This is a genomic window from Kitasatospora sp. NPDC001664, assembly GCF_053596675.1.
This window is the reverse complement of record NZ_JBSFGS010000008.1, coordinates 94,896-114,117: the sequence shown is the minus strand read 5'-3', so window position 1 is coordinate 114,117 and position 19,222 is coordinate 94,896. Positions and strand designations below refer to the sequence as shown.

Annotated in this window: 18 protein-coding genes; 12 read left to right on the top strand and 6 right to left on the bottom strand. The window is 74.4% G+C overall.

Annotated features, from left to right (window positions below):
• Positions 1 to 50 precede the first annotated feature (50 nt).
• On the top strand, positions 51 to 1,085 hold the full coding sequence (gene pyrB / locus ACWCYY_RS13680; protein ID WP_345287108.1) for an aspartate carbamoyltransferase: 1,035 nt from the start codon (positions 51 to 53) through the stop codon (positions 1,083 to 1,085).
• Between the two features lie 7 nt (positions 1,086 to 1,092).
• On the opposite strand, the gene ACWCYY_RS13675 is transcribed toward pyrB, so the two are convergent.
• The gene (locus ACWCYY_RS13675; protein ID WP_345287106.1) at positions 1,093 to 1,800 is read right to left on the bottom strand and encodes a nucleotidyl transferase AbiEii/AbiGii toxin family protein; all 708 of its coding nucleotides are present in this window, start codon (positions 1,798 to 1,800) and stop codon (positions 1,093 to 1,095) included.
• A gap of 57 nt (positions 1,801 to 1,857) precedes the next feature.
• Between ACWCYY_RS13675 and ACWCYY_RS13670 the strand changes: the two genes are divergently transcribed.
• Positions 1,858 to 2,064: a KTSC domain-containing protein gene (locus tag ACWCYY_RS13670; RefSeq protein ID WP_345287104.1), complete on the top strand. Its 207-nt coding sequence runs from the start codon at positions 1,858 to 1,860 to the stop codon at positions 2,062 to 2,064.
• Here ACWCYY_RS13670 and ACWCYY_RS13665 read toward each other — a convergent pair.
• A complete protein-coding gene (locus ACWCYY_RS13665) occupies positions 2,057 to 2,662 on the bottom strand; it encodes an HhH-GPD-type base excision DNA repair protein (protein WP_449796123.1) in 606 nt (201 codons plus the stop codon). The genes ACWCYY_RS13670 and ACWCYY_RS13665 overlap by 8 nt on opposite strands.
• 110 nt (positions 2,663 to 2,772) lie before the next feature.
• Between ACWCYY_RS13665 and ACWCYY_RS13660 the strand changes: the two genes are divergently transcribed.
• On the top strand, positions 2,773 to 3,474 hold the full coding sequence (locus ACWCYY_RS13660) for a Crp/Fnr family transcriptional regulator (RefSeq protein WP_345287100.1): 702 nt from the start codon (positions 2,773 to 2,775) through the stop codon (positions 3,472 to 3,474).
• A gap of 68 nt (positions 3,475 to 3,542) precedes the next feature.
• Here the strand turns inward: ACWCYY_RS13660 and ACWCYY_RS13655 are convergent, their stop codons facing one another.
• Positions 3,543 to 4,034 (bottom strand): hypothetical protein, encoded by a 492-nt coding sequence (locus tag ACWCYY_RS13655; RefSeq protein WP_345287098.1) that lies wholly within the window; start codon positions 4,032 to 4,034, stop codon positions 3,543 to 3,545.
• Positions 4,035 to 4,267: 233 nt separating this feature from the next.
• Between ACWCYY_RS13655 and ACWCYY_RS13650 the strand changes: the two genes are divergently transcribed.
• The 4 genes from ACWCYY_RS13650 to ACWCYY_RS13635 are packed head-to-tail and all read left to right on the top strand — an operon-like array spanning position 4,268 to position 10,017.
• Positions 4,268 to 5,047, top strand: coding sequence for a hypothetical protein (locus ACWCYY_RS13650; RefSeq protein ID WP_345287096.1), 780 nt, complete (start codon positions 4,268 to 4,270; stop codon positions 5,045 to 5,047).
• Positions 5,044 to 7,173 (top strand): hypothetical protein, encoded by a 2,130-nt coding sequence (locus ACWCYY_RS13645; RefSeq protein ID WP_449796122.1) that lies wholly within the window; start codon positions 5,044 to 5,046, stop codon positions 7,171 to 7,173. Before ACWCYY_RS13650 ends, ACWCYY_RS13645 begins: the two co-directional genes overlap by 4 nt.
• Complete coding sequence (locus ACWCYY_RS13640) at positions 7,170 to 8,486, top strand: hypothetical protein (protein WP_449796121.1); 1,317 nt, start codon at positions 7,170 to 7,172, stop codon at positions 8,484 to 8,486. The genes ACWCYY_RS13645 and ACWCYY_RS13640 overlap by 4 nt, the downstream gene beginning before the upstream one ends.
• Complete coding sequence (locus ACWCYY_RS13635; protein ID WP_449796120.1) at positions 8,476 to 10,017, top strand: DUF4407 domain-containing protein; 1,542 nt, start codon at positions 8,476 to 8,478, stop codon at positions 10,015 to 10,017. The genes ACWCYY_RS13640 and ACWCYY_RS13635 overlap by 11 nt, the downstream gene beginning before the upstream one ends.
• A gap of 11 nt (positions 10,018 to 10,028) precedes the next feature.
• Here ACWCYY_RS13635 and ACWCYY_RS13630 read toward each other — a convergent pair whose 3' ends face one another.
• Positions 10,029 to 13,181, bottom strand: a complete 3,153-nt coding sequence (locus ACWCYY_RS13630) for a BTAD domain-containing putative transcriptional regulator (RefSeq protein ID WP_449796119.1) — start codon at positions 13,179 to 13,181, stop codon at positions 10,029 to 10,031.
• Between ACWCYY_RS13630 and ACWCYY_RS13625 the strand changes: the two genes are divergently transcribed.
• On the top strand, positions 13,180 to 14,259 hold the full coding sequence (locus ACWCYY_RS13625) for an imine reductase family protein (protein WP_449796118.1): 1,080 nt from the start codon (positions 13,180 to 13,182) through the stop codon (positions 14,257 to 14,259). The genes ACWCYY_RS13630 and ACWCYY_RS13625 overlap by 2 nt on opposite strands.
• Before the next feature lie 60 nt (positions 14,260 to 14,319).
• On the opposite strand, the gene ACWCYY_RS13620 is transcribed toward ACWCYY_RS13625, so the two are convergent.
• Positions 14,320 to 14,730 carry an organic hydroperoxide resistance protein gene (locus tag ACWCYY_RS13620; protein ID WP_345287085.1) on the bottom strand — a complete coding sequence of 137 codons (411 nt, stop codon included), beginning with the start codon at positions 14,728 to 14,730 and terminating at the stop codon, positions 14,320 to 14,322.
• A 122-nt stretch (positions 14,731 to 14,852) separates the two neighbouring features.
• Here ACWCYY_RS13620 and ACWCYY_RS13615 point away from each other — a divergent pair, with 122 nt between their 5' ends.
• From ACWCYY_RS13615 to ACWCYY_RS13605, 3 genes are all read left to right on the top strand, one after another.
• On the top strand, positions 14,853 to 15,323 hold the full coding sequence (locus ACWCYY_RS13615; protein ID WP_345287083.1) for a MarR family winged helix-turn-helix transcriptional regulator: 471 nt from the start codon (positions 14,853 to 14,855) through the stop codon (positions 15,321 to 15,323).
• A gap of 110 nt (positions 15,324 to 15,433) precedes the next feature.
• Entirely contained in the window at positions 15,434 to 15,619 is a 186-nt protein-coding gene (locus tag ACWCYY_RS13610; RefSeq protein ID WP_345287082.1) for a hypothetical protein, read from the top strand.
• Between the two features lie 4 nt (positions 15,620 to 15,623).
• The gene (locus tag ACWCYY_RS13605) at positions 15,624 to 16,160 is read left to right on the top strand and encodes a hypothetical protein (RefSeq protein WP_449796117.1); all 537 of its coding nucleotides are present in this window, start codon (positions 15,624 to 15,626) and stop codon (positions 16,158 to 16,160) included.
• Between the two features lie 103 nt (positions 16,161 to 16,263).
• Here the strand turns inward: ACWCYY_RS13605 and ACWCYY_RS13600 are convergent, their stop codons facing one another.
• Positions 16,264 to 17,652 carry a glutamate decarboxylase gene (locus ACWCYY_RS13600; protein ID WP_449796116.1) on the bottom strand — a complete coding sequence of 463 codons (1,389 nt, stop codon included), beginning with the start codon at positions 17,650 to 17,652 and terminating at the stop codon, positions 16,264 to 16,266.
• A gap of 166 nt (positions 17,653 to 17,818) precedes the next feature.
• Between ACWCYY_RS13600 and ACWCYY_RS13595 the strand changes: the two genes are divergently transcribed.
• A complete protein-coding gene (locus ACWCYY_RS13595) occupies positions 17,819 to 19,219 on the top strand; it encodes a hypothetical protein (RefSeq protein ID WP_449796115.1) in 1,401 nt (466 codons plus the stop codon).
• Positions 19,220 to 19,222 lie beyond the last annotated feature (3 nt).

The window sequence follows — 19,222 nt, the reverse complement described above, 5'->3', positions numbered from 1 at the left end:
CAGTAAACTGACGGCGTCCAGCGCGTCGCCCGAGGGAGAACCCAGCCGCCATGTCACTGACCGGGAAGCACATCCTCTCCAGCGACCAGTTCGAGCGGCAGGACCTGGAGCAGCTGTTCCGGCTGGCCGACCTGCTGGTGCCGGTGGCCCGGGGCGAGCAGACCACCCGGGTGCTCGAGGGCGCCGTGATGGCCAGCCTGTTCTTCGAGGCCTCCACCCGTACCCGGCTCAGCTGCGAGACCGCGTTCCTGCGCCTGGGCGGCGGGGTCACCTCCACCACCGGCACCGAGGTCACCTCGATCGCCAAGGGCGAGTCGCTGGCCGACACCAGCCGCGTGGTGACCGGCTACGTCGACCTGGTGGTGATGCGTCACCCCGAGGTCAGCTCGATCCACGAGTTCGCCGCCGCGACCAACGTCCCGGTGGTCAACGCCGGCAACGGGGCGGGCGAGCACCCGACCCAGGCGCTGCTGGACATGTTCGCCCTGCACCGCGAGTTCGACCGGCTCGGCAAGTCCATGGACGGCCGCCGGATCGCCCTGGTCGGTGACCTCAAGCACGGCCGCACCGTGCACTCGCTGGTCAAGCTGCTCTCCCGCTACCAGGACATGACCATCGTCTGCGTGGCCCCGGAGGAGCTGGGCATGCCCGCCCACCTGCTGGAGCTGGCCGCCGAGCGCGGCCACCGGGTCGAGGTGACCGACCAGCCGACCCTGGGCCTCAAGGACGCCGACCTCGTCTACACCACCCGTCTGCAGACCGAGCGCTTCAAGGACCGGCCGCTGCCCTACAGCGACGACTTCCGGATCGACAGCGCCCTGGTGAACCGGGTCTGCCGGGAGGACGCGGTGATCATGCACCCGCTCCCGCGGGACTCCCGCCCCGGCTCCAACGACCTCAGCGCCGACCTCAACCGCGACCCGCGGCTGGCGGTCTTCCGGCAGACCGACGCCGGCATCCCGACCCGGATGGCGCTCTTCGCCTCGGTGCTCGGCGTCGCCGAGGAGATCCCCGGCTCGCTCCGCCCGGCCCGCTGGTACCGGCCGGAGTACGTCGGGCCGGACGACGCGCCGTTCTACAAGTGACGGCGGTTCAGGACTCCCCGTCGGGGTCCTCGTCGTCCTCCTCCGCGAGCGGTGCCTGACGTTCCATCAGGCGCTCCGTGAGGTCGTCCAGCCAGCCCTGCGCCCAGTCGCGCAGGGCGGCGGACTCCCCGGCGTCGAGCCCCAGCCGGGCCAGGTCGCGCTCCTCGCGCCACCCCGCCTCGGCCAGCCGGGCCTGCAGCTCGGCCGGGTCCAGCCCCGGTTCGCCGGTGTGCCGGCGGCCCAGGGTCTCCAGCTCCGGGTACGACCACCGGTCCGCCAGGGCGAACAGGTCCGCGAGGTCCCGGGGCAGCCCCCGGTCGACCAGGGCGCGGACCTTCGTCCCGGCCAGGTCCGCCAGGGCCAGCACCGGCCCGTCCGGGCCCTGGTGCGGGGGCTGCCAGAAGTTCTCCTTCCGCAGCTCCACCCCGTACTCCTCGCCCGTTCCCGGAGCGGCCGCCGTCAGGGCGGAGGCCAGCGGATCGTCCACCAGCACCCGGACGGTCCAGCCGCGGGCCAGCAGTTCGGCGGCCGTCCGCGCGGTCAGCTCCTCCAGCGGCACCGGGCTCGCGGTCGCCAGCTCCACCGTGCGCACCGGCCGGTCCGGCAGGCCGTGCGCGAGGGCGGCGCAGTCGCCGCCGAGCACCAGCGGGAAGCGGGTGCCGAGCGCCAGCAGATCGGCCAGCAGCCGCCGTCCGGTGTCCGTCATGGGTGACATGCCGTCAGTATCGCCGGGCCTGCGGCTCCCCGCTCATACTGGAGGGCGGAGCACCCAGTGGAACGCCTACCCGTCGAATCCAGCTGCCTCTCCTCCGTCGGTCACCGGGGCACGACGCTGGAGCTGGAGTTCCACGGCGGCTCGGTCTACGCGTACGCGGACGTGCCCGAGGCGGAGTACCGCGCACTGCTCGCCGCGCCCAGCCTCGGCCGGTACTTCCACGCACACATCCGGGACCGGTACCCCTACCGCCGCCTCAGCTGACCCGGCCCGTCCTGGCGGCCTTCTCCGCCTTGGCCGCCGCCTTCACCTCCTGCTTGTGCGCCCGCACCTGGGAGAGGGACTCCGGCCCGGTGATGTCCGCCACCGAGCGGAAGCTCCCCTCCTCCCCGTACGCGCCGGCCGCCTGCCGCCAGCCCTCCGGCCGCACGCCGTACTGCTTGCCCAGCAGCGCCAGGAAGATCTGCGCCTTCTGCCGCCCGTACCCCGGCAGCGCCTCCAGCCGCTTGAGCAGCTCGGCCCCGGTCGAGGCCCCCCGCCAGACGGCCTCCGCGTCGCCGTCGTACTCCGCCACCAGGTACTGGCAGAGCTGCTGCATCCGCTTGGCCATCGACCCCGGGTACCGGTGCACGGCCGGGGTCCGCGCGCAGAGCGCCACGAACCCCTCGGGGTCGTAGGTGGCGATGGCGTGCGCGTCCAGGTCCTCCCCGCCCATCCGGTCCAGCACCACCCGGGGCCCGCTGAACGCCTTCTCCATCGGCACCTGCTGGTCCAGCAGCATGCCGATCAACGCCGCCAACGGGCTGCGCCCGAGCAGTTCGTCGGCCTCCGCCTGCTGCGCCAGGTGCACCTCGGTCGCCATCGCCGTCTCCTCGTCGTCGCTGCGGCCCAGCGTAGGTGTGCCCGCCCGCCCCGGCGGGGTGCCGCTCCGAGGGCTTCACCTGGGGCTCCGACGGGGGTTCAATACCGGACATGAGGGAGAACGCGCCCTGGGCACGCAACTCGTACCTGGCCCGGCTGGAGCCGGTCCAGGCAGAGCGTCTGTTGGGCCTGGCCCGTCAGGTCCGGTACGCGCCGGGCGAAGTGATCGTGCGTCAGGGGGACGACGGCACCCACGTCTGCCTGCTCCAACCGGTGGACAGCTCGGCGCTGGCCTGCGCCAAGGTGACCGCGACCCTGGAGAACGGGGCGGAGGGGCTGCTCGGCATCAGGGTCGGGGGAGACCTGGTGGGGGAGCAGGCCGTGATCACCGACGGGACGCGCTCGGCCACCGTGACGGCCTGCAGCCCGGTGCTGGTCGGCCACGTCACGCGGGAGCGGTTCATGGGCTTCCTGGCCGAACACCCCTCGGCGGGGCTGGCGTTGACGGTGATGATGGCGGACCGGCTGAACTCGGCCAACCGGCGCCGGCTCGACTTCGCGGCCTTCGACGTGGCGCAGCGGCTCTCCCGGATCCTGGTCGAGCTGGTCGAGCAGTACGGGCACCGGGTCGGCGGCGGTCACAGCATCGGGGTCGAGCTCTCCCAGCCCGAGCTCGGCCGGCTGATCGGGGCGGGCACCGACGCCGTCGGCCGGGCGATGCACCGCCTGAAGGCGGCCGGGCTGGTCCGCTCGCAGTACCGCAGCGTCGTGGTGCTCGACCTGGAGGGGCTGCGGCACTTCGCCGACGAGTGAGCCGCCCCGCTCCGGCCCCTCCGCGGTACCTCGCCGACGCGTGAGCTCCCCCGCCCCGCTCCCGGCGGTCACCAGGAGCGGAGCAGGGCCGCCACCACCCCGAGCAGCAGCATCACGGCCGTCCAGGGCGTCGCCCTGGCCAGGTGCCGGTTCTTCAGCAGGGCGATCTGGCCCAGCAGTTGGGCCATCGCCCAGGCCTCCACCCGCTGGGCGTCCGGATCGGCCCCGGCGACGTGGCCGAGGCCGAGGTGGCCGACGCCCGTCATGGCGAACCGGCTGGGCGGCACCGGCGGGCTCAGCCGGGGGCGGAGCGCCTGGACCAGATGGAGTCCGGAGATCAGGAAGGCCGCCACGAAGCCCGCCATCACCAGCAGCGTGGGCACCGGGAAGCGGGCCGGGGTGTCCCGCCCGGCCAGGGCGCTCACCACCGCGACCACCCCGCCGGTGTGCACCACCAGGAGGGTGTTGACCTTGCTGTCGGCCTGCTGCACGTAGCCCTGGAAGGCGGTCAGCGCGCTGAGTGCGACGCTCAGCGCGGACGGCTCCGGCTGAGCCGCCATGTCGATTTGATGATTCGTCAAAGCCCCCCCTTGGTACGGGTGTTCGCACATTGATGGAAGCTCGGTAACGAATCGGAGATGCCGGAGGAATCCGGGTTCCGCTGTGTGAGCATGGTCACCCGCGAGGGGTGCGATCGACCGGGGGGAATCCGTATCGATCCGGTATTCCTGCTGCCCCGGCGCACCACACTGCTGCCCATGAGGCGCATCACCGCAAGGAAGGCTGGGCGGAGTTGAGCAGGTTTCAGGGCGGGCCGCGACGGCTGCTGCTCTCCACCGATGTCGAGGGGTACGGGAAGGGTGACGACCGGACCCAGTTCGACACGCAGCGCGGGCTGGTGCAGGTGCTCGGCGACGCCGCCGACGCGGTCGGCCTCGCACGGTCGGACTGGATCCGACAGGGCGCCGGGGACGGGGAGTTGGCGATCCTGCCGGCTGACGTCCCGGAGGCGAAGGTGGTCGACGACTACGTGGCCGAGCTGCGCGCCGCGCTGGCGTACCACAACGAGCCCAGGCGCCCGGAGCACCGGCTCCGGCTGCGGCTCGCGGTGCACTTCGGGCCGGTCTCGGACGCCGACAACGGCTTCGCCAGTCAGGGCGTGGTCCTGGTCAGCCGGCTGATCGACGGTGCGCCGGTCAAGCGGGCGCTGGCCGTGGCCAGGGCGGCCGACCTGGTGGTGGTCGTCTCGGACCGGGTCTACACCGACACCGTGCTCCAGCGGCACACCCGGCTGGCCCCGGGGGAGTTCCGGCGGGTGACGGTGGAGACCAAGGAGCGTCCGGTGGCGGCCTGGCTCCGGGTGCCGGGGGAGGACGTCCACGGGCTGGACCTCGACGGCGGCGCGGGCCCGGGTGCGGGGTCGGGATCTGACCCCGGGCCGGAGCGCGGAAGCGCGGATCCGGCTCCGGCCGCGTCGGCGCCCGGCCTCCAGCAGGTCTTCCACCACGTCACCGCCCCCGGTTCGGTGTTCGGCTTCGGGACGGTCCACAACCAGCACGGGAACGACCGGTGAGCGAGGAGGAGAGGGCCGATCCGGCCGACGGCCCGGGCGGGGCGGCGGCCGAGCCCGAGGGGGGCGCGGGCAGTGAGGACGAGGGGCTGCCGGCCGAGGAGCTGGTGGCCGACCAACTCGCCAGTGCCGTCCAGGTGTTCCAGCTGTTCGCCGGTCCGGTGGACGCCCGCAACAGCGTCTTCGGCCAAGGCGGCGGAACCGGGCGGGAGCCGGGGCGCCCGGCGCGCCGCGCCACCGACACCGGGCGGCTCACCGAGGACGACCTGGCCGACGCCACCACCGGGTACATCAGGCCGGCGCCGTACGACGGAGCGCTCGCCCTGCTGATGAAGCACCGGGTGGTGGAGCTCTGGGGCGAGGCCGGCACCGGCAAGCGGGCCGGGGCGGTCGTGCTGCTCGACGAGCTGCTCGACGGGCCGGTCTTCCTGCTCCGTCCCACGCTCTCGCTGCGGCAGCTGGCCGAGCGCGACTACCGCTCCGGCTGCGGCTACGTCCTGCCGGGCCGGCTCGGCGAGGGGGACCGGGCCGAGGACACCGACCTGCTCTGGCGCCGGGTGCGGACGACGGTCCGGGAGGCCGGGGCCCACCTGGTGGTGACCGCCTCGGTGGCCTCGCCGCCCTCGCCCTGGCGGGTGGAGTGGCGCCGGCCGGACGCCCGGGCGCTGCTGCTGGCCGGGCTCGGGCCGGCCGAGCTCCCGCCCGGCACGGTGGACGAGGTGCTCGCCTCGGTGCCCGCCGACTTCCGCCCGCAGGACCTGCGGACGGTCGCCCGGAGGCTGGCCGCCGGGGAGGGGACGGCGGCCGCCCTCGAGCAGTTCTCGCTGGCGGCCTCGGCGGCGGTGGCCGACTGGTTCCGCGCCGGGCCCGAGCCGGTCGAGGTGCTGGAGGTGACGGCGCTGGCCTTCAGCGAGCACACCAGCATCCAGGAGTACGAGCACGGCCTGGCCGAACTGGTGGAGCGGATGGCGGTGGCGGTGCCCTCGCTGGTGCCCTCCGCCGAGGACGGGCCGGACGCCACGGCGGTGCCGGTGCTCCCGGCCAGCCGGGCCGCCCGGATCAGGCCCGACGGCCTGATCCGGCGGGAGCGGCTGGCCGAGGGCGTCCGGACCAGGGCGGTGATGGTCTTCCGCGAGCCGGTCTACCGGCGGCGGGTGCTGGCCGAGCTCAACGACCACTACGACGTGGCGTTCTGGCGGGGCGTCAGCAGCTGGCTGGCGGGCCGGGTCCGCGGCCGCCCGGACGCCGACCCCGAGCTGCGCACCGCGGTCGCCTCCGGGCTGGCCGAGCTGGCCAGGCTGGAGGTGTACGAGGTGGAGAACTCCTGTCTCCACCCGTGGGCCGCCGGACAGCTGGGGTGGGCCGGGCAGCAGACCGCCGTCCACACCCTGTGGATGATGTGCCGGCTGGACGAGGGGCTCGCCCCCGTCGCGCTGAGCATCGCCGAGGGCTGGGTCACCGGCCCGAACAAGGCGCGGCGGTGGGCCGGTTCGGTGGCCTTCACCGGCGAGCTCGGCCTGCGCTACCCGCACGAGGCGGCCGCCCGGCTCTGCGGCCTGGTGCGGCAGGACGAGCGGCTGCGGGGGATGGCCCAGCAGGCGCTGGGCGTGCTGTTCGCGATGCTCACCGCGGAGGGCCGGGCCGCGACCGTGGTGCTGAAGAACCTGGAGCGGATGGACGCCGCCGAGCGCCGGCGCGATCCCGGGGCCGTGTTCTCCACCGTGCTCGCGGTGCTCTCCGCCCCCGCCGAGCGGGCCGGGGGCCTGGCCGTGATGCACCACCTGGCGGCCCGGCCGGACCACGCCGCCCGGCTGGGCCGGCTCTGGGCCGACCTGCTCCGCTACCGACCGCTGCGACGGGGGGCGTTGACGGCGCTGGTGCGGGCCGTGGAGGGCCTGGACCGGTCCGGCGGCCCGGCACGGGCGAGGGCGCGGGCGGAGGCCGCGCGGCTCGGAGCGGCGCTCGGCCCCGCCCTGCCGCACCGCGAACTGGTGCCGCTGCGGCGGGAACTGACCAACCTGGTGGCCGGAACGCGGCAGCGGCCGGCCCCCGACGAACTGATCGAAGTCCTGCTCGCGGCGGTGGAGGAGAGCCACGGCCGCCCGGCCTGGGAAGAGGAAGCACGATGAGCAAGCCCTACCCGGTGGTCCACCAGCAGCCGCTGGCCGAACCACCCAAGCGCGGTCCGTTCGGCCTGGCGAGCCGGCGACGGACCTCCGACGAACTGCCCTCGGTGGCCGCCCACGAGGTGCTGGTCTTCCGGGTCGACGGACGGTACGTCCTGGACACCGGCCGGCGGCGGCTGGACGACCCGCAGCTGGTGAACGCCAACCACGTCTCCGTGGTCGACCTGCGCCGGAACGTCCTGGTGACGGTCCGGATGTCGATCCCCTCGGCCGAGGCGGCCGAGTTCAAGGTGGACGTCACCTTCAGCTGCACGGTCACCGACCCCGCCGTGGTGGTGCAGGAGGGGCAGGACGACGCCGAGCGCGTCCTGCTGGCCTACCTGCGGCGGCACAAGCGGTTCTTCGAACTCGGCCTGGACCACCGCCTCGCCGACATCACCCGGCTCCGACGGGACGTCAACGCCCAGGTGATGGCGTACACCGCGGTCTCCCCGCCCCGGATCTCCGGCATGGCCGTCGCCTACGCCAGCATCGAGATGCCGGACCCGGACGAGCTGGTCGGCTTCCAGCGGCAGCGCCGGGACCAGGACCGCAGCAACGTGCTGGCCAGCGAGAAGCTGACCCAGAACCACCGGCTGGACTTCGCCCGGCAGCAGCAGGACCAGCTGATGCTGAACCACCGCCGCGACTTCGAGCGCGGCAACGAGGTGGTCGACCAGGACCACGAGCAGATGCTCGCCCGGGAGCGGCGGGAGTTCGAACGCCGGGAGGCGGAGCTGGCCGCCCGGACCTTCGGCGACGATCCGGACGCGGCCGTCTACTGGGGCCAGGCCACCGGCGAGCTCACGGTGACCGACGTGCGCGACCAGCTGCTGGCCAGGGAGGAGCGGCGGCAGGAGGCGGAGCGGGAGCGCCGGGCCATCGAGCGCGCGGACCGGTTGCAGCGGCAGGACCGCCACTGGGAGCTCCAGCGGGAACGGATCGAGGTGAAGCGGCAGCGCCAGGCGGAGCTGCAGGACCGCAGCCGGGCCGACCGGAAGGAGCAGGCGGCGCTGGAGCGCGCCCTGGCGGCCGAGCAGCAGGCCAACGAGCGGGCCGACCGGGCCTGGGAGCGCAACGCCACGCTGGAGGTGGTGCGGGACCTGATCAAGCGGGGCCACGGCGACCAGACCTTCGTCGACTTCGAGCGGATGCTCACCAAGCTCGGGGCCGGCACCCCGGCGCTGGACGGGCCCGAGGCGGCCGAGCTGGAGACGGGCGGCCGCGGCCGCGGCACCAAGTACGACGCGGTGGGCGAGGACGACGATGACGACTGACCGGACCGTGCCCGGGGACGGGCCGGAGCAGGTGCCGGGGGACGTCCCGGAGGAGCCGCTCGCGGAGGGGACGCCTGCGGAGGGGACGTCTGCGGGGGAGGTGTCCGAGGAGGTGCCCGCGGAAGGGGCGCCCGTGCAGGGGGTGCCCGGAGAAGGGGTGCCCGCTGCGGAGCCCTTCGAGCCGGTGCCCGTCGCGGGGCCGGTGCTGGTGGTCCGGCCGGCCGGGCCGAGCGGTGCCGTCGGCCGCCGGATCCGCAAGGTCGCGGGGGTGGACGAGGACGTCCTCGACTGGGTGCCGGAGGAGCGCCGGAAGTACACCTGGATGGGTCTGGTCATCCTCAACACCGGTCTGTTCGCCGGGCTTTCGCTGCTGAGTGCGATGAACCGGTTCCTCGGAGCCCCCTGGTGGGTGCTGCTGCCCCCGGCGCTGCTCTGGGCCTGGGTGATCGTCTGCCTGGACGGCATGATGATCGCCGGCTCGCACGGGAAGACCGGCGTCGGCCGCTGGCGGGCGCTGCTGCCCCGGCTGGCGCTCTCGGTGCTGCTCGGACTCTTCATCGCCGAGCCGCTGATCCTGCGGGTCTTCGAGCCGGCCATCCACCAGGAGGTGAAGGAGTACCGGATCTCCACCGTCGGCGGCTACGAGGAGCTGCTCCACCGCTGCAACCCGGTGGACCGCGAGCGCTCCACCTCCGGGGACTGCCGGGACAACCCGGTCTCGGTGCCGGACACCCGGGTCGCCGCGAAGCAGCGGCAGGCCGACGCCCAGGAGGCCCGCAACCGCCTGGCCACCGAGGTGGACCGGCTGAAGCAGCTGATGCAGACCCAGCAGAACCTGGCCCACGACGAGTGCACCGGCACCTCCCGGCAGGGCACCACCGGCCGGGCCGGGATCGGCCTCAACTGCCTCCAGGACCGCAAGGAGTTGGAGGAGACCACCGCGCTGCACGCCCGGCAGCAGGGGCTGCTCGACCAGGCGGAGCAGGAGCTGACGGGCCACTCCGGTGAGACGGGTGCCGCCGTCCGGACGTACACCGAGGCGCTGAACCGGGAGATCACCAAGGCGGTCGAGGAGAAGAAGGCCACCCAGGGCCGGATCGACCTGCTGGACGAGGTGGCCGCGCTGGACCGGCTGGGCGAGCGCAACTGGGTGGTGCGGATGACCGAGTGGCTGGCCCGGCTGGTGCTGATCGTGCTCGACTGCCTGCCGGTCCTGGTGAAGCTGATGAGCGGCACCACCGCCTACGACCGGCGGCTGGAGCGGCAGTTGGCGGCCGACGAGGTGCTGCACGACGCGCGCAAGGACCTGGAGGAGCAGCTCGGCATGTCCGACGCCAGGATCCGGCTCTCCCAGCTGCGCTACCACGAGCGGCAGCGGATGGCCGCGCTGGACCAGGCCGACATGGACAAGCAGGCCATGGAGGAGGCCGAAGTGGACGCCGCGATCGAGGAGTTGGCCGCCAAGTTCCGCCGCCAGGCCAGGGTGACCGAGGACACGGACGACCTCCGGTGGGAGGCGGCCCGGTACTGACCGCCCCGGGGTCAGGGGACCAGGGTGGAGTGGGGGAGGAGGGTGCCCTCGGTGTGGTGGGCGGTGAATGCCGCCGCGCCGAGGGCGGCCCGGGCCAGGGCGCCGATGCGGTCGACGTCGGTGCGTTCGGCCGAAGGGAGCGGGGCGCCCACGGCGGCGCGGGTGGCGGCGGCGCAGCCGAGCAGGCGGGCGGCGGCGGGGTGGTCGCCGGTGGCCGCGGCGGTGCCGGCCAGACCTTCGAGGGCCAGGGCGACGGCCCGAGGGTCGCCGAGGGCACGGGCGATCGCGAGGCCGTCGAGGTGGTGGCGCCGGGCGGTGGCCTGGTCGCCCGACTGCTCGGCGGCGAAGCCGAGTTCGGCGAGCAGCAGGGTGGTGACGGGGCCGTAGCCGGCCCGGCCGCCGTAGGCGTCGAGGAGCCGGTGCAGGCGGCTGGTGGCGGCCTGCGGGTCGCCGGCGCGGCGCTCGCCGAGGGCCAGGCCGAGCTCGGCGTTCAACGCGCCGGCGCGGTGGCCCTGTTCGACCGCGAGGAGGCGGGCCCGCTCGTGCAGCGCACGGGCCTCGTCGAGGTCGCCGGCGAGCAGGGCGGTCCGGCCGAGGCTGGAGAGCCGCTTGGCCTGTTCGGTGCGCAGGCCGAGCCGTTCGGCGGTGGCCAGGCCGGTGCGGTGCAGGTGGGTGGCGGTGCGGTAGTCGCCGGCGATCTCGGCCAGTGCGGCGAGCGGGAAGACGTTCTGCAACTCGCCCCAGCCGTCGCCGAGTTCGCCGAAGATCCGGGAGCTCCGCTCGCCGTCGGAGCGGGCCGCCGGCAGCTCGCCGCGGCCGAGGGCGTGCCGGGCCCGGACGCTGAGGGCGGCCGCGGTGGTCCAGCGGTCGGCCCCGGTGGAGGCGAGGGCGGCCGCGACGAGGTGCTCGCTCTCGGCGGCGTCGCCGCTGCCGAGCTGGGCCCAGCCGAGGAGCCAGGTGAGGAAAGGGAGTTCGGGCGTGTCCGGGTGGCGGGCGAGCAGTTCGCGCAGGTGCGGGCCGTCCGCCTCGGCGCCGCCCTCCAGCAGGGCGATCCCGGCCAGCCAGACGGCGGTGGTCGGGTGGTCGCCGAGGGCGAGGGCGGCGGTGAGGGCCCGGCGGGCCTCGGCGTAGCGGCAGCGGAGCACCCAGTACCAGGCGAGGGCGCCGACCAGGGTGTGGGCGGCCGCCGCGGACCGGCCCGTGGTGGCGTGCTCGACCGCGCGGCGGAGCTCGGGCGACTCGGCGTCGAGCGAGGCCAGGGCCCGCGCCTGGGTGCGGCCCTTCAACAACGGTCCGGTGGTCAGGGCGAGTTCGGTGAAGTACTGGAGGTGGCGGTCGCGGGTGGCGGCGAGCTCGCCGTGCTCGGTCAGCTGTTCCAGGGCGTAGGCGCGGACGGATTCGAGCAACCCGTACCGGGGGCCGTCGGCCCGGTCGGCGAGGGTGAGCAGCGAACGGTCCACCAGCCGGGCCAGCAGGCCGGGGACGTCCCCGGCCGGTACGTCGGGGCCGGCGCACAGGGCGGCGGCGGTCCGCGGGGTGCAGCTCTCGGCGGTCACCGCGAGGCGGCGCAGCACGGACTGCTCGGGTGGGGTGAGCAGGCTCCAGCTCCAGTCGATCACCGCCCGGAGGGTCTGCTGCCGGGCCGGAGCGCCGCGGTGGCCGCCGGTGAGGAGCTCCAGGCGCTGGTCGAGACGGCGGTCCAGCCGGGCCAGCAGGCCGTGCACCCCGAGGGTGCGGGCCCGGGCGGCGGCCAGTTCGAGGGCCAGCGGGTTGCCGTCCAGGCGGCGGCAGAGCTGGGCGACGGCCGGGGCGTTCTCCTCGTCGAGGGCGGCGCCGGAGCGCCGGAGGAAGAGCCGGGCGGCGGCCGCACCGCCGACCTGGGCCAGGCCGTCATCGACCGGGAGGGGCAGCGGCGGTACGTGGTACGGGAGTTCGCCCTCCAGGTCGAGGAGCTCCTGACTGGTGAGGAGCGCGCTCAGGCCGGGGGTGGCGGCCAGCAGGGGGCCGAGCAGCTCGGCCACGGCCCGGGTCAGGTGTTCGCAGTTGTCGAGCAGGAGCAGCAGGTCGCGTCCGCGCAGGGCGTCGTGCAGGTGGGTGGTGGGGGAGGGGGTGGGGCGGCCGCGGTCGGTCCGTTCGGCCTCGGCCCCGACGGCGGCGAGGACGGCCTCGGCGACCGTCGCGCTGTCGCTGCCGGGGGCGAGGGCGGCGAGCTCGACCAGCCGGGCGCCGTCCCGGTGGCTCCGGGCGGCCTCCCGGGCGGCGGCCAGCGCCAGCCGGGTCTTGCCGATGCCGCCGGGGCCGGTCAGGGTGACCAGGCGGCCGGCCGCCAGCAGCTCCCGTACCTGTGCCAACGGTCCGTCCCGGCCCACGAGTTCGGAGACCGCCACGGGGAGGTTGCCGGTGTCCGCGGGTGGGAGCAGCGTGGGGTCGCGGCGGAGGATCTGCCGGTGGAGCGCGGCCAGGGACGGTTCCGGGTCCAGGCCGAGCTGGTCGGCGAGGGCGCGGCGCAGTTCGGCGTAGGCCTCCAGGGCCTCGTCCTGGCGGCCGGAGCGGTACAGGGCGCGGAGCCGGGCGGCGCACAGGCGCTGGCGCAGCGGATGGCGGGTGGTCAGATCGGCCAGCCAGGGCAGGAGTTCGCGGTGCTGCCCGAGGTCGATCCGCGCCTCGGCCAACTCCTCCTCGGCGGTGAGGCGGGCCTCGTCCAGCCCCGCGGCCGCCGCGAGGGCGAAGGGCCGGTCGGCGAAGTCGGCGAAGGCCGGGCCGCGCCAGAGCTCCAGGGCCTCGGTCAGCAGTCGTGCCCGCTCGGCGGGGCGGTCGGTGGCCCGGGCCTCGGCGGTGAGGGCGGTGAAGCGGGCCGCGTCGAGGGCCTTGCCCTCGACGTCGATCCGGTAGCCGGCGGGGCCGGAGTGCACCAGGGCACGGGCTCCGGGCTCGGCGGCGTCGAGGACGCGGCGGAGGTGGGAGAGCTTGCCCTGGAGGGCGTTGAGCGGGTGGGCGGGGAGGCGATCGGGCCAGAGGTGGTCGACCAGGCGGTGCGGCGGCACCGGGCGGCCGGGCTCGGTGAGCAGCACGGCCAGCAGGGCACGGACCTTGGCCTCGGGCACCCGTACCGGCGCGCCGTCGTCGGCCCACGCGGCGACCGGTCCGAGCACCCCGAATCTCATGATCGTCAGCCTAACCGTGCGGCGCGCGGGGGAACGGCCGGACGTGCAACTGGCTTGCCTGCCCCGATCTCACGGTGGGCCGCCTTCCGGACTCGCGCGGTTCCTCGCGCCCCCGGCGGCGCTGCCGCTCGGACCGACAGTGGACCGGCAGTGCGGGCGGCGACGGTGGGGGCAGCGAACGGAACGGCCGCTCGCCCGTACCGGAGGAACTCCCATGACCAACGTCACCGTGCTCGGCCTCGGCAACCTCGGCCAGGCCCTGGCCGCCACCCTGCTGACGGCGGGTCACTCCGTCACCGTCTGGAACCGTTCGCCGGAGAAGGCGGCGAAGCTCGTCGAGCAGGGCGCCGTCCGGGCCGGGTCCGCCGCGGAGGCGGTCGCCGCCGCCGAGCTGGTGGTGGTCGCGCTGCTGGACTACCCGACGGTGCACGGCGTGCTCGAACCGCTGGCCGAGGAGCTCGCCGGGCGGACCGTGGCCAACCTGACCAGCGGCACCCCCGAGCAGGCCCGTGCCTTCGCGGCCTGGGCCGAGCGGAGCGGGGTCCGCTACCTGGACGGTGCGGTGATGGCGGTGCCGCAGACGGTCGGCACCCCCGAGGCCTTCCTGTTCTACAGCGGCTCCCCGGAGGCGTACCGGGAGCACCACGAGCTGCTGGTGCTGCTCGGCGAGCCGAGGCACCTGGGTGAGGACCCGGGGCTGGCGCTGCTCCAGGACGTTGCCCTGCTCAGCGGGATGTACGGGATGTTCGCCGGGCACTTCCAGGCGGTGGCGCTGGGCTGGTCGGCGGGCCTGTCGGCGGTCGAGGTGACCGCGCAGCTGGTGCGCTGGCTGACGGCGCTGCTGCCGGCCCTGCCGCACTTCGCGGCCGAGATGGACTCCCGGGACTACACCACCGAGACCTCCAACATCGCGATCAACGCCACCGGCCTCGGCAACATCCTCCGCGCCACCGAGCGGCAGGGCGTGCCGGCCGGCCTGCTCGCCCCGCTGCAGGAGCTGTTCCTCCGTCAGCTGGACGCCGGCCACGCCGCGGCCAGCCTCTCCCGGGCGGTGGAGGAGCTGCGGGTGGGGGAGTGAGCGGCACGCCGCAGGCCCGGACCGCGGGGGCGGTCCGGGCCTGCGGCGGCTGCGGGTCGGTCACTCGACGACGAGCTCGACCGGGATGTTGCCGCGGGTGGCCTTGGAGTAGGGGCAGACCTCGTGGGCCTGCTTGACCAGCAGATGGCCGGTCTCGTTGTCGAGGGCCTCGGGCAGCTCGACGCGCAGGACGACGGAGAGGCCGAAGCCGGAGTCGTCCTTGCCGATGCCGACCTCGGCGGTCACCGAGACGTCGCCGGTGTCGACCTTGGCCTGGCGGCCGACCAGGCCGAGGGCGCTGGCGAAGCAGGCGGCGTAACCGGCGGCGAACAGCTGCTCGGGGTTGGTGCCCTCACCGGAGCCGCCGAGGGCCGGCGGCATGGCCAGGGCGAGGTCCAGCTGACCGTCGGAGCTGACGGCCCGGCCCTCCCGGCCGTTCGCGGTGGCCACGGCGGTGTAGAGCGCGCTCATGTCGACGTTCCCTTCGGTCTGTGCCGCCGGTGGGGTCCGGCGGTCCTCCTGACGGGCTCAAGTAGAGCACGCAATTAAATTGTGCGCAACTGAATGGCGTGGGGTGGCGCTACCCTGGACCCATGACCACGCCGCCCACCGAGCTGCCGGACGAGGACTTCCTCCGGCTCGACAGCCAGATCTGCTTCTCGCTGCACGCCGCCTCGCGCGCCTTCAACGGCGTCTACCGGGTGATCCTCAAGGACCTCGGGATCACCTACCCCCAGTACCTGGTGATGCTGGTGCTCTGGGAGCAGGGCGCGCTGCCGGTCAAGCGGATCGGCGAGCACCTGCGCCTCGACTCGGGCACCCTCTCCCCGTTGCTCAAGCGCCTGGAGGCGGCCGGCCTGATCCGTCGCGAGCGCAGCCCGGAGGACGAGCGCTCGGTCGTCGTCAGCCTCACCGAGGCCGGTGCGGAGCTGCGCGCCGAGGCCGCCGGGGTGCCGCGCCGGATCCTGGCCGCCACCGGCCTCCCGGTCTCCGAACTCGCGACCCTGCACGCCCAGTTGGCCAGGGTCACGGCGGCCCTGGACGCGGCCGGCGCCGAGGCCTGAGCCCGGCGGCGGCCGCCGGTCGTACGCTCCTCGCAAAATCTGATGATCTCTCAGATCGTCGGTGGGGCCGACGCACGGTCACCGACCTGCTCCACCAGGTCCTGCTCACCGTGCTCGCCGCCACCTCGGGGGTGATGGCCGCCCTGCTGGTCGGCGTCGAGGGCGGGCCCACCCTGGACGGCCGGATCACCGTCCACCAGTTCCTCGGCTACTGCCTGCTGGTGGTCGCCTCGGCGCTCGCCCTCCGGGTGTTGGTCACCGTCTTCCGTCCGCACCGGGACCAGGGTCTACGGTGACGGCATGACGGAGACGGCGTTCCTGGCGGAGCGGCTGCGGCAGCACGACCTGGTGCGGGTCCGGGTGCTCGGGCGGACGGGGCCGCAGCGGCTCCGGGCGGTGGTCCAGGAGGCGTACTCCATGCGGGAGTTCGGGCTGCGCCCGGGGGAGTCCTTCGAGTTCGTCGGACGTTCGGCCAGTTGGGCGCAGCACGCGCCGGAGCCCGGTGACCACGTGCTGCTCTTCCTCGCCCGGCTCGGCGGCCGCTGGTACCAGGACCCGGTCGGCAGCGACCTGACGGTGGTGGGGGCGGCGGGCGACCGGCTCCGCTACCGGGCAGGCCACGCCGCCGTCACCGGGTCGCGGCTGGTCCCGCGCGCGCTGCGGGAGAGCTGCCGGCCGGACCCGGCACCGGGCGGGTACGTCTCCTTCGACCGGGCCCTGACGGAGGCCCACCTGCGCTCCCTGGTCACCGCCGCGGGCCTCCCGACCGCCCCCTGGGGGAGGCGGCGGCGGTTCGCCGAGGCGGTCGGGCGCCGCTGGCCGGCGCTGCGGCGCTGACCGCGACCGTACGTCGGCGTGCGTTCACCGGTGGCCGTGCGTCGCCGGCCGTTCGTCGATGACCGTTCGTCGGCGGCCGTTCGCGCTCGGCCGTGCGGCGGTGTCAGTGGCGGAAGCCGCTGCGGTCGGTCTCGGCCGGGGCGCCCTTGGTGAGCCGGGCCACGGCGGCACGGATGTCCCGGGCGAGCAGTTCGATCTCGTCCCGTCCGATGCCGTGGCGGACCAGCACCCGCTGGATCACCGTCTCCTGACGGTCCGCCGGCAGCGGATAGGAGGGCACCTGCCAGCCGCGCATCCGCAGTTGGTCGGAGAGGTCGTAGAGGGTGAAGCCGGCGCCCTCGGGGTCGGTGAGCGTGTACGAGACGGCCGGCAGCGCGCCGGTGCCGTCGTACAGCAGGGTGAACGGGCCCATGGCGGTGATCTCCCCGGCCAGGTGGCGGGCGGTCTCGGCGCAGGCCCGCTGGACCCGGCGGTAGCCGCCCCGGCCCAGCCGCAGGAAGGTGTAGTACTGCGCGACCACCCCGCCGCCCGGGCGGGAGAAGTTGAGCGCGAAGGTCGGCATGTCGCCGCCCAGGTAGGAGACCCGGAAGACCAGGTCCTCCGGGAGGAGGTCGGCGGTCCGCCAGACGGCCCAGCCGACGCCGAGCGGGGCCAGGCCGTACTTGTGCCCCGAGGCGTTGATCGAGGCGACCCGGGGCAGCCGGAAGTCCCAGACCAGCTCCGGGTGGAGGAACGGCGCGACGAAGCCGCCGCTCGCCGCGTCCACGTGGACCGGCACGTCGAGGCCGGTCTCGGCCTGGATCCGGTCCAGCTCGGCGGCGATCTCGGCCACCGGCTCGTAGTCGCAGGTGTACGTGACGCCCATGATCGCCACCACGCCGATGGTGTTCTCGTCGACGTACTCGCGCAGCTGGTGCGGCCGCAGACCGGTGGCCCCGGGCTCCAGCGGCACCTGGCGCAGCTCCACGTCGAAGTACCGGGCGAACTTCTCCCAGCAGACCTGCACCGGTCCGGCCACCAGGTTCGGCCGGTCGGCGGGTTTGCCCTCCCGGCGGCGGCGCTCCCGCCAGCGCCACTTCAGCGCCAGCCCGCCCAGCATGGCGGCCTCGCTGGAACCGGTGGTGGAGCAGCCGACGGCGGTGCCGTCGGCGCCGGCCGGGGCGTGCCAGAGATCGCCCAGGATGTTGACGCAGCGCGACTCGATCTCGGCGGTCTGCGGGTACTCGTCCTTGTCGATCATGTTCTTGTCGAGGCACTCGGCCATCAGCCGCCGCACCTCGTCGTCGGTCCAGGTGGTGCAGAAGGTGGCCAGGTTCTGCGCGGCGTTGCCGTCCAGCAGCAGCTCGTCGTGGAGCAGGGCGTAGACCACCTCGGGCCGGGAGTGCTCGGCGGGCATGTGGTGCTTGGGCAGCACGTGCTCGCTCAGTGCCGAGGCGAACACGTCCGTGGCCCCGTCGTACGCCCCGTGCTCCCGCACCTCGTGCAGCGCCATTGCTCTCCCTTTCGGTCACGGTCCACCAGAAACCGACCATAACGGGACATATGACGGAGCGAAATCGCACGACGCCGTCGATGATCTCCGCTAGCCTGCCGCTCGCCGTTCGTATGCGGGGGCACACCGGTGCACCGCCGGGCGGCACCGAACGATGGGGGAACAGATGCGATCCACTCCGGGCCCGCGGGTCCGCTCCACGCTCGCCGCGCTGGGCGCGCTCGTCCTCGGGCTGATCACCGCCGGTCCGGCCGGAGCGGCCACCGGCGCGCCCGCCGTGCCCACCGACCTGTACTCCGGCAACCGGGCCTGTGCCGCCGACCCGGCCGCGGCCACCTGGCTCAACGCCAGGAGCGGGGTCTCCCTGATGGGCATCCCGAGCCATCCCGACACGGCCGAGCTGCGGTACCTCGGCGAGGAGTTCGAGTACTGGCCGGTCGCCGACCCGGCCCGGACCACCACCCTGGTCAGCGGTACGGTGCCGAACGGCCGCGAGGGCTCCGTCGTGGTGCAGCCCGAGGCGCTGACGGAGGGTCAGACCTACGCCTGGCGGTCGCGCACGGTGGCGGGCGGGGAGTCCTCCGCCTGGACGGCGCCCTGCCACTTCGTGGTGGACAACACCCGGCCGGCCGCGCCGCCGGTGATCAGCTCCTCGAACTACCCGGCGGACACCTGGTCCCGGGGCGGCCTCCCGGTCGAGATCACGCTCGACCCCGCCGGGGTGGACGACGTGGCCGGGTACCAGTTCAGCTGGGTCGGGTCGCTGCCCGTCGTGGGGGGCTTCCGGATCGGCGAGCGCGGGATCCCGACCCCGAACGACTCTTACGAGACCTCCACGAGCTACCTGGTCCGCGCGGCCGGGCCCGGCCGGCCGACCACGGTGCGGCTGCTCCCGCCGCACGGCTCGGGGCCGATGCGCCTCACGGTGGCCAGCCTCGACCGCACCTGGACCCGTTCGGCCGCCACCTCCGAGTACAGCTTCTACGTCAACTCGACCGCGCCGCAGATCCGGCAGCTGGTGGCCGATCCGCAGTGGGGCGAGACGGTGCCGTTCAAGATCACGGCCAACCCCGACCTGCCGCCGGAGGCGCGGGTGACGGAGTACTCGGTGGAGATCTACGACGGCCGCGGCACCCGCAAGCAGACCGTCAAGCCCTCCGCCACCGGCAACGCGATCGTGCACCTCCCGCTGAACGGGCAGCTCATCACCCGCCTCTCGGTCTCCAGCACCAGCGCCAACGGCTGGGTGAGCAACCAGAACCAGTGGACCAGCCCGGTCACGGACACCACCCCCACGGTGACCTCGCAGGTCTACCCCGAGAACGACTTCGGCGGTGGCGTGGGTGTGACCGGCACCTTCTTCCTCGCCCCGAAGGTGCCGGGCGTGACGAGCTACCTGTGCACCTTCGACGGCCGCCCGCCGGTGACCGTCCCGGCCGCCGCGGACGGCACCGCCCGGCTGGACTGGGCGCCGGAGTACAGCGACCTGCAGGGGCTGAACGTCACCCCCGTGCTGGCGGACGGCCTGCAACTCGACTCGTACTACTACTCGTTCTGGGTCGCCTGACCC

Coding starts and splice junctions, on each gene's coding strand:
- pyrB (WP_345287108.1), top strand. CDS start 51: ATGTCACTGACCGGGAAGCACATCCTCTCCAGCGACCAGTTCGAGCGG.
- ACWCYY_RS13675 (WP_345287106.1), bottom strand. CDS start 1,800: ATGTCACCCATGACGGACACCGGACGGCGGCTGCTGGCCGATCTGCTG.
- ACWCYY_RS13665 (WP_449796123.1), bottom strand. CDS start 2,662: ATGGCGACCGAGGTGCACCTGGCGCAGCAGGCGGAGGCCGACGAACTG.
- ACWCYY_RS13660 (WP_345287100.1), top strand. CDS start 2,773: ATGAGGGAGAACGCGCCCTGGGCACGCAACTCGTACCTGGCCCGGCTG.
- ACWCYY_RS13655 (WP_345287098.1), bottom strand. CDS start 4,034: ATGGCGGCTCAGCCGGAGCCGTCCGCGCTGAGCGTCGCACTCAGCGCG.
- ACWCYY_RS13640 (WP_449796121.1), top strand. CDS start 7,170: ATGAGCAAGCCCTACCCGGTGGTCCACCAGCAGCCGCTGGCCGAACCA.
- ACWCYY_RS13635 (WP_449796120.1), top strand. CDS start 8,476: ATGACGACTGACCGGACCGTGCCCGGGGACGGGCCGGAGCAGGTGCCG.
- ACWCYY_RS13625 (WP_449796118.1), top strand. CDS start 13,180: ATGATCGTCAGCCTAACCGTGCGGCGCGCGGGGGAACGGCCGGACGTG.
- ACWCYY_RS13630 (WP_449796119.1), bottom strand. CDS start 13,181: ATGAGATTCGGGGTGCTCGGACCGGTCGCCGCGTGGGCCGACGACGGC.
- ACWCYY_RS13620 (WP_345287085.1), bottom strand. CDS start 14,730: ATGAGCGCGCTCTACACCGCCGTGGCCACCGCGAACGGCCGGGAGGGC.
- ACWCYY_RS13615 (WP_345287083.1), top strand. CDS start 14,853: ATGACCACGCCGCCCACCGAGCTGCCGGACGAGGACTTCCTCCGGCTC.
- ACWCYY_RS13605 (WP_449796117.1), top strand. CDS start 15,624: ATGACGGAGACGGCGTTCCTGGCGGAGCGGCTGCGGCAGCACGACCTG.
- ACWCYY_RS13600 (WP_449796116.1), bottom strand. CDS start 17,652: ATGGCGCTGCACGAGGTGCGGGAGCACGGGGCGTACGACGGGGCCACG.
- ACWCYY_RS13595 (WP_449796115.1), top strand. CDS start 17,819: ATGCGATCCACTCCGGGCCCGCGGGTCCGCTCCACGCTCGCCGCGCTG.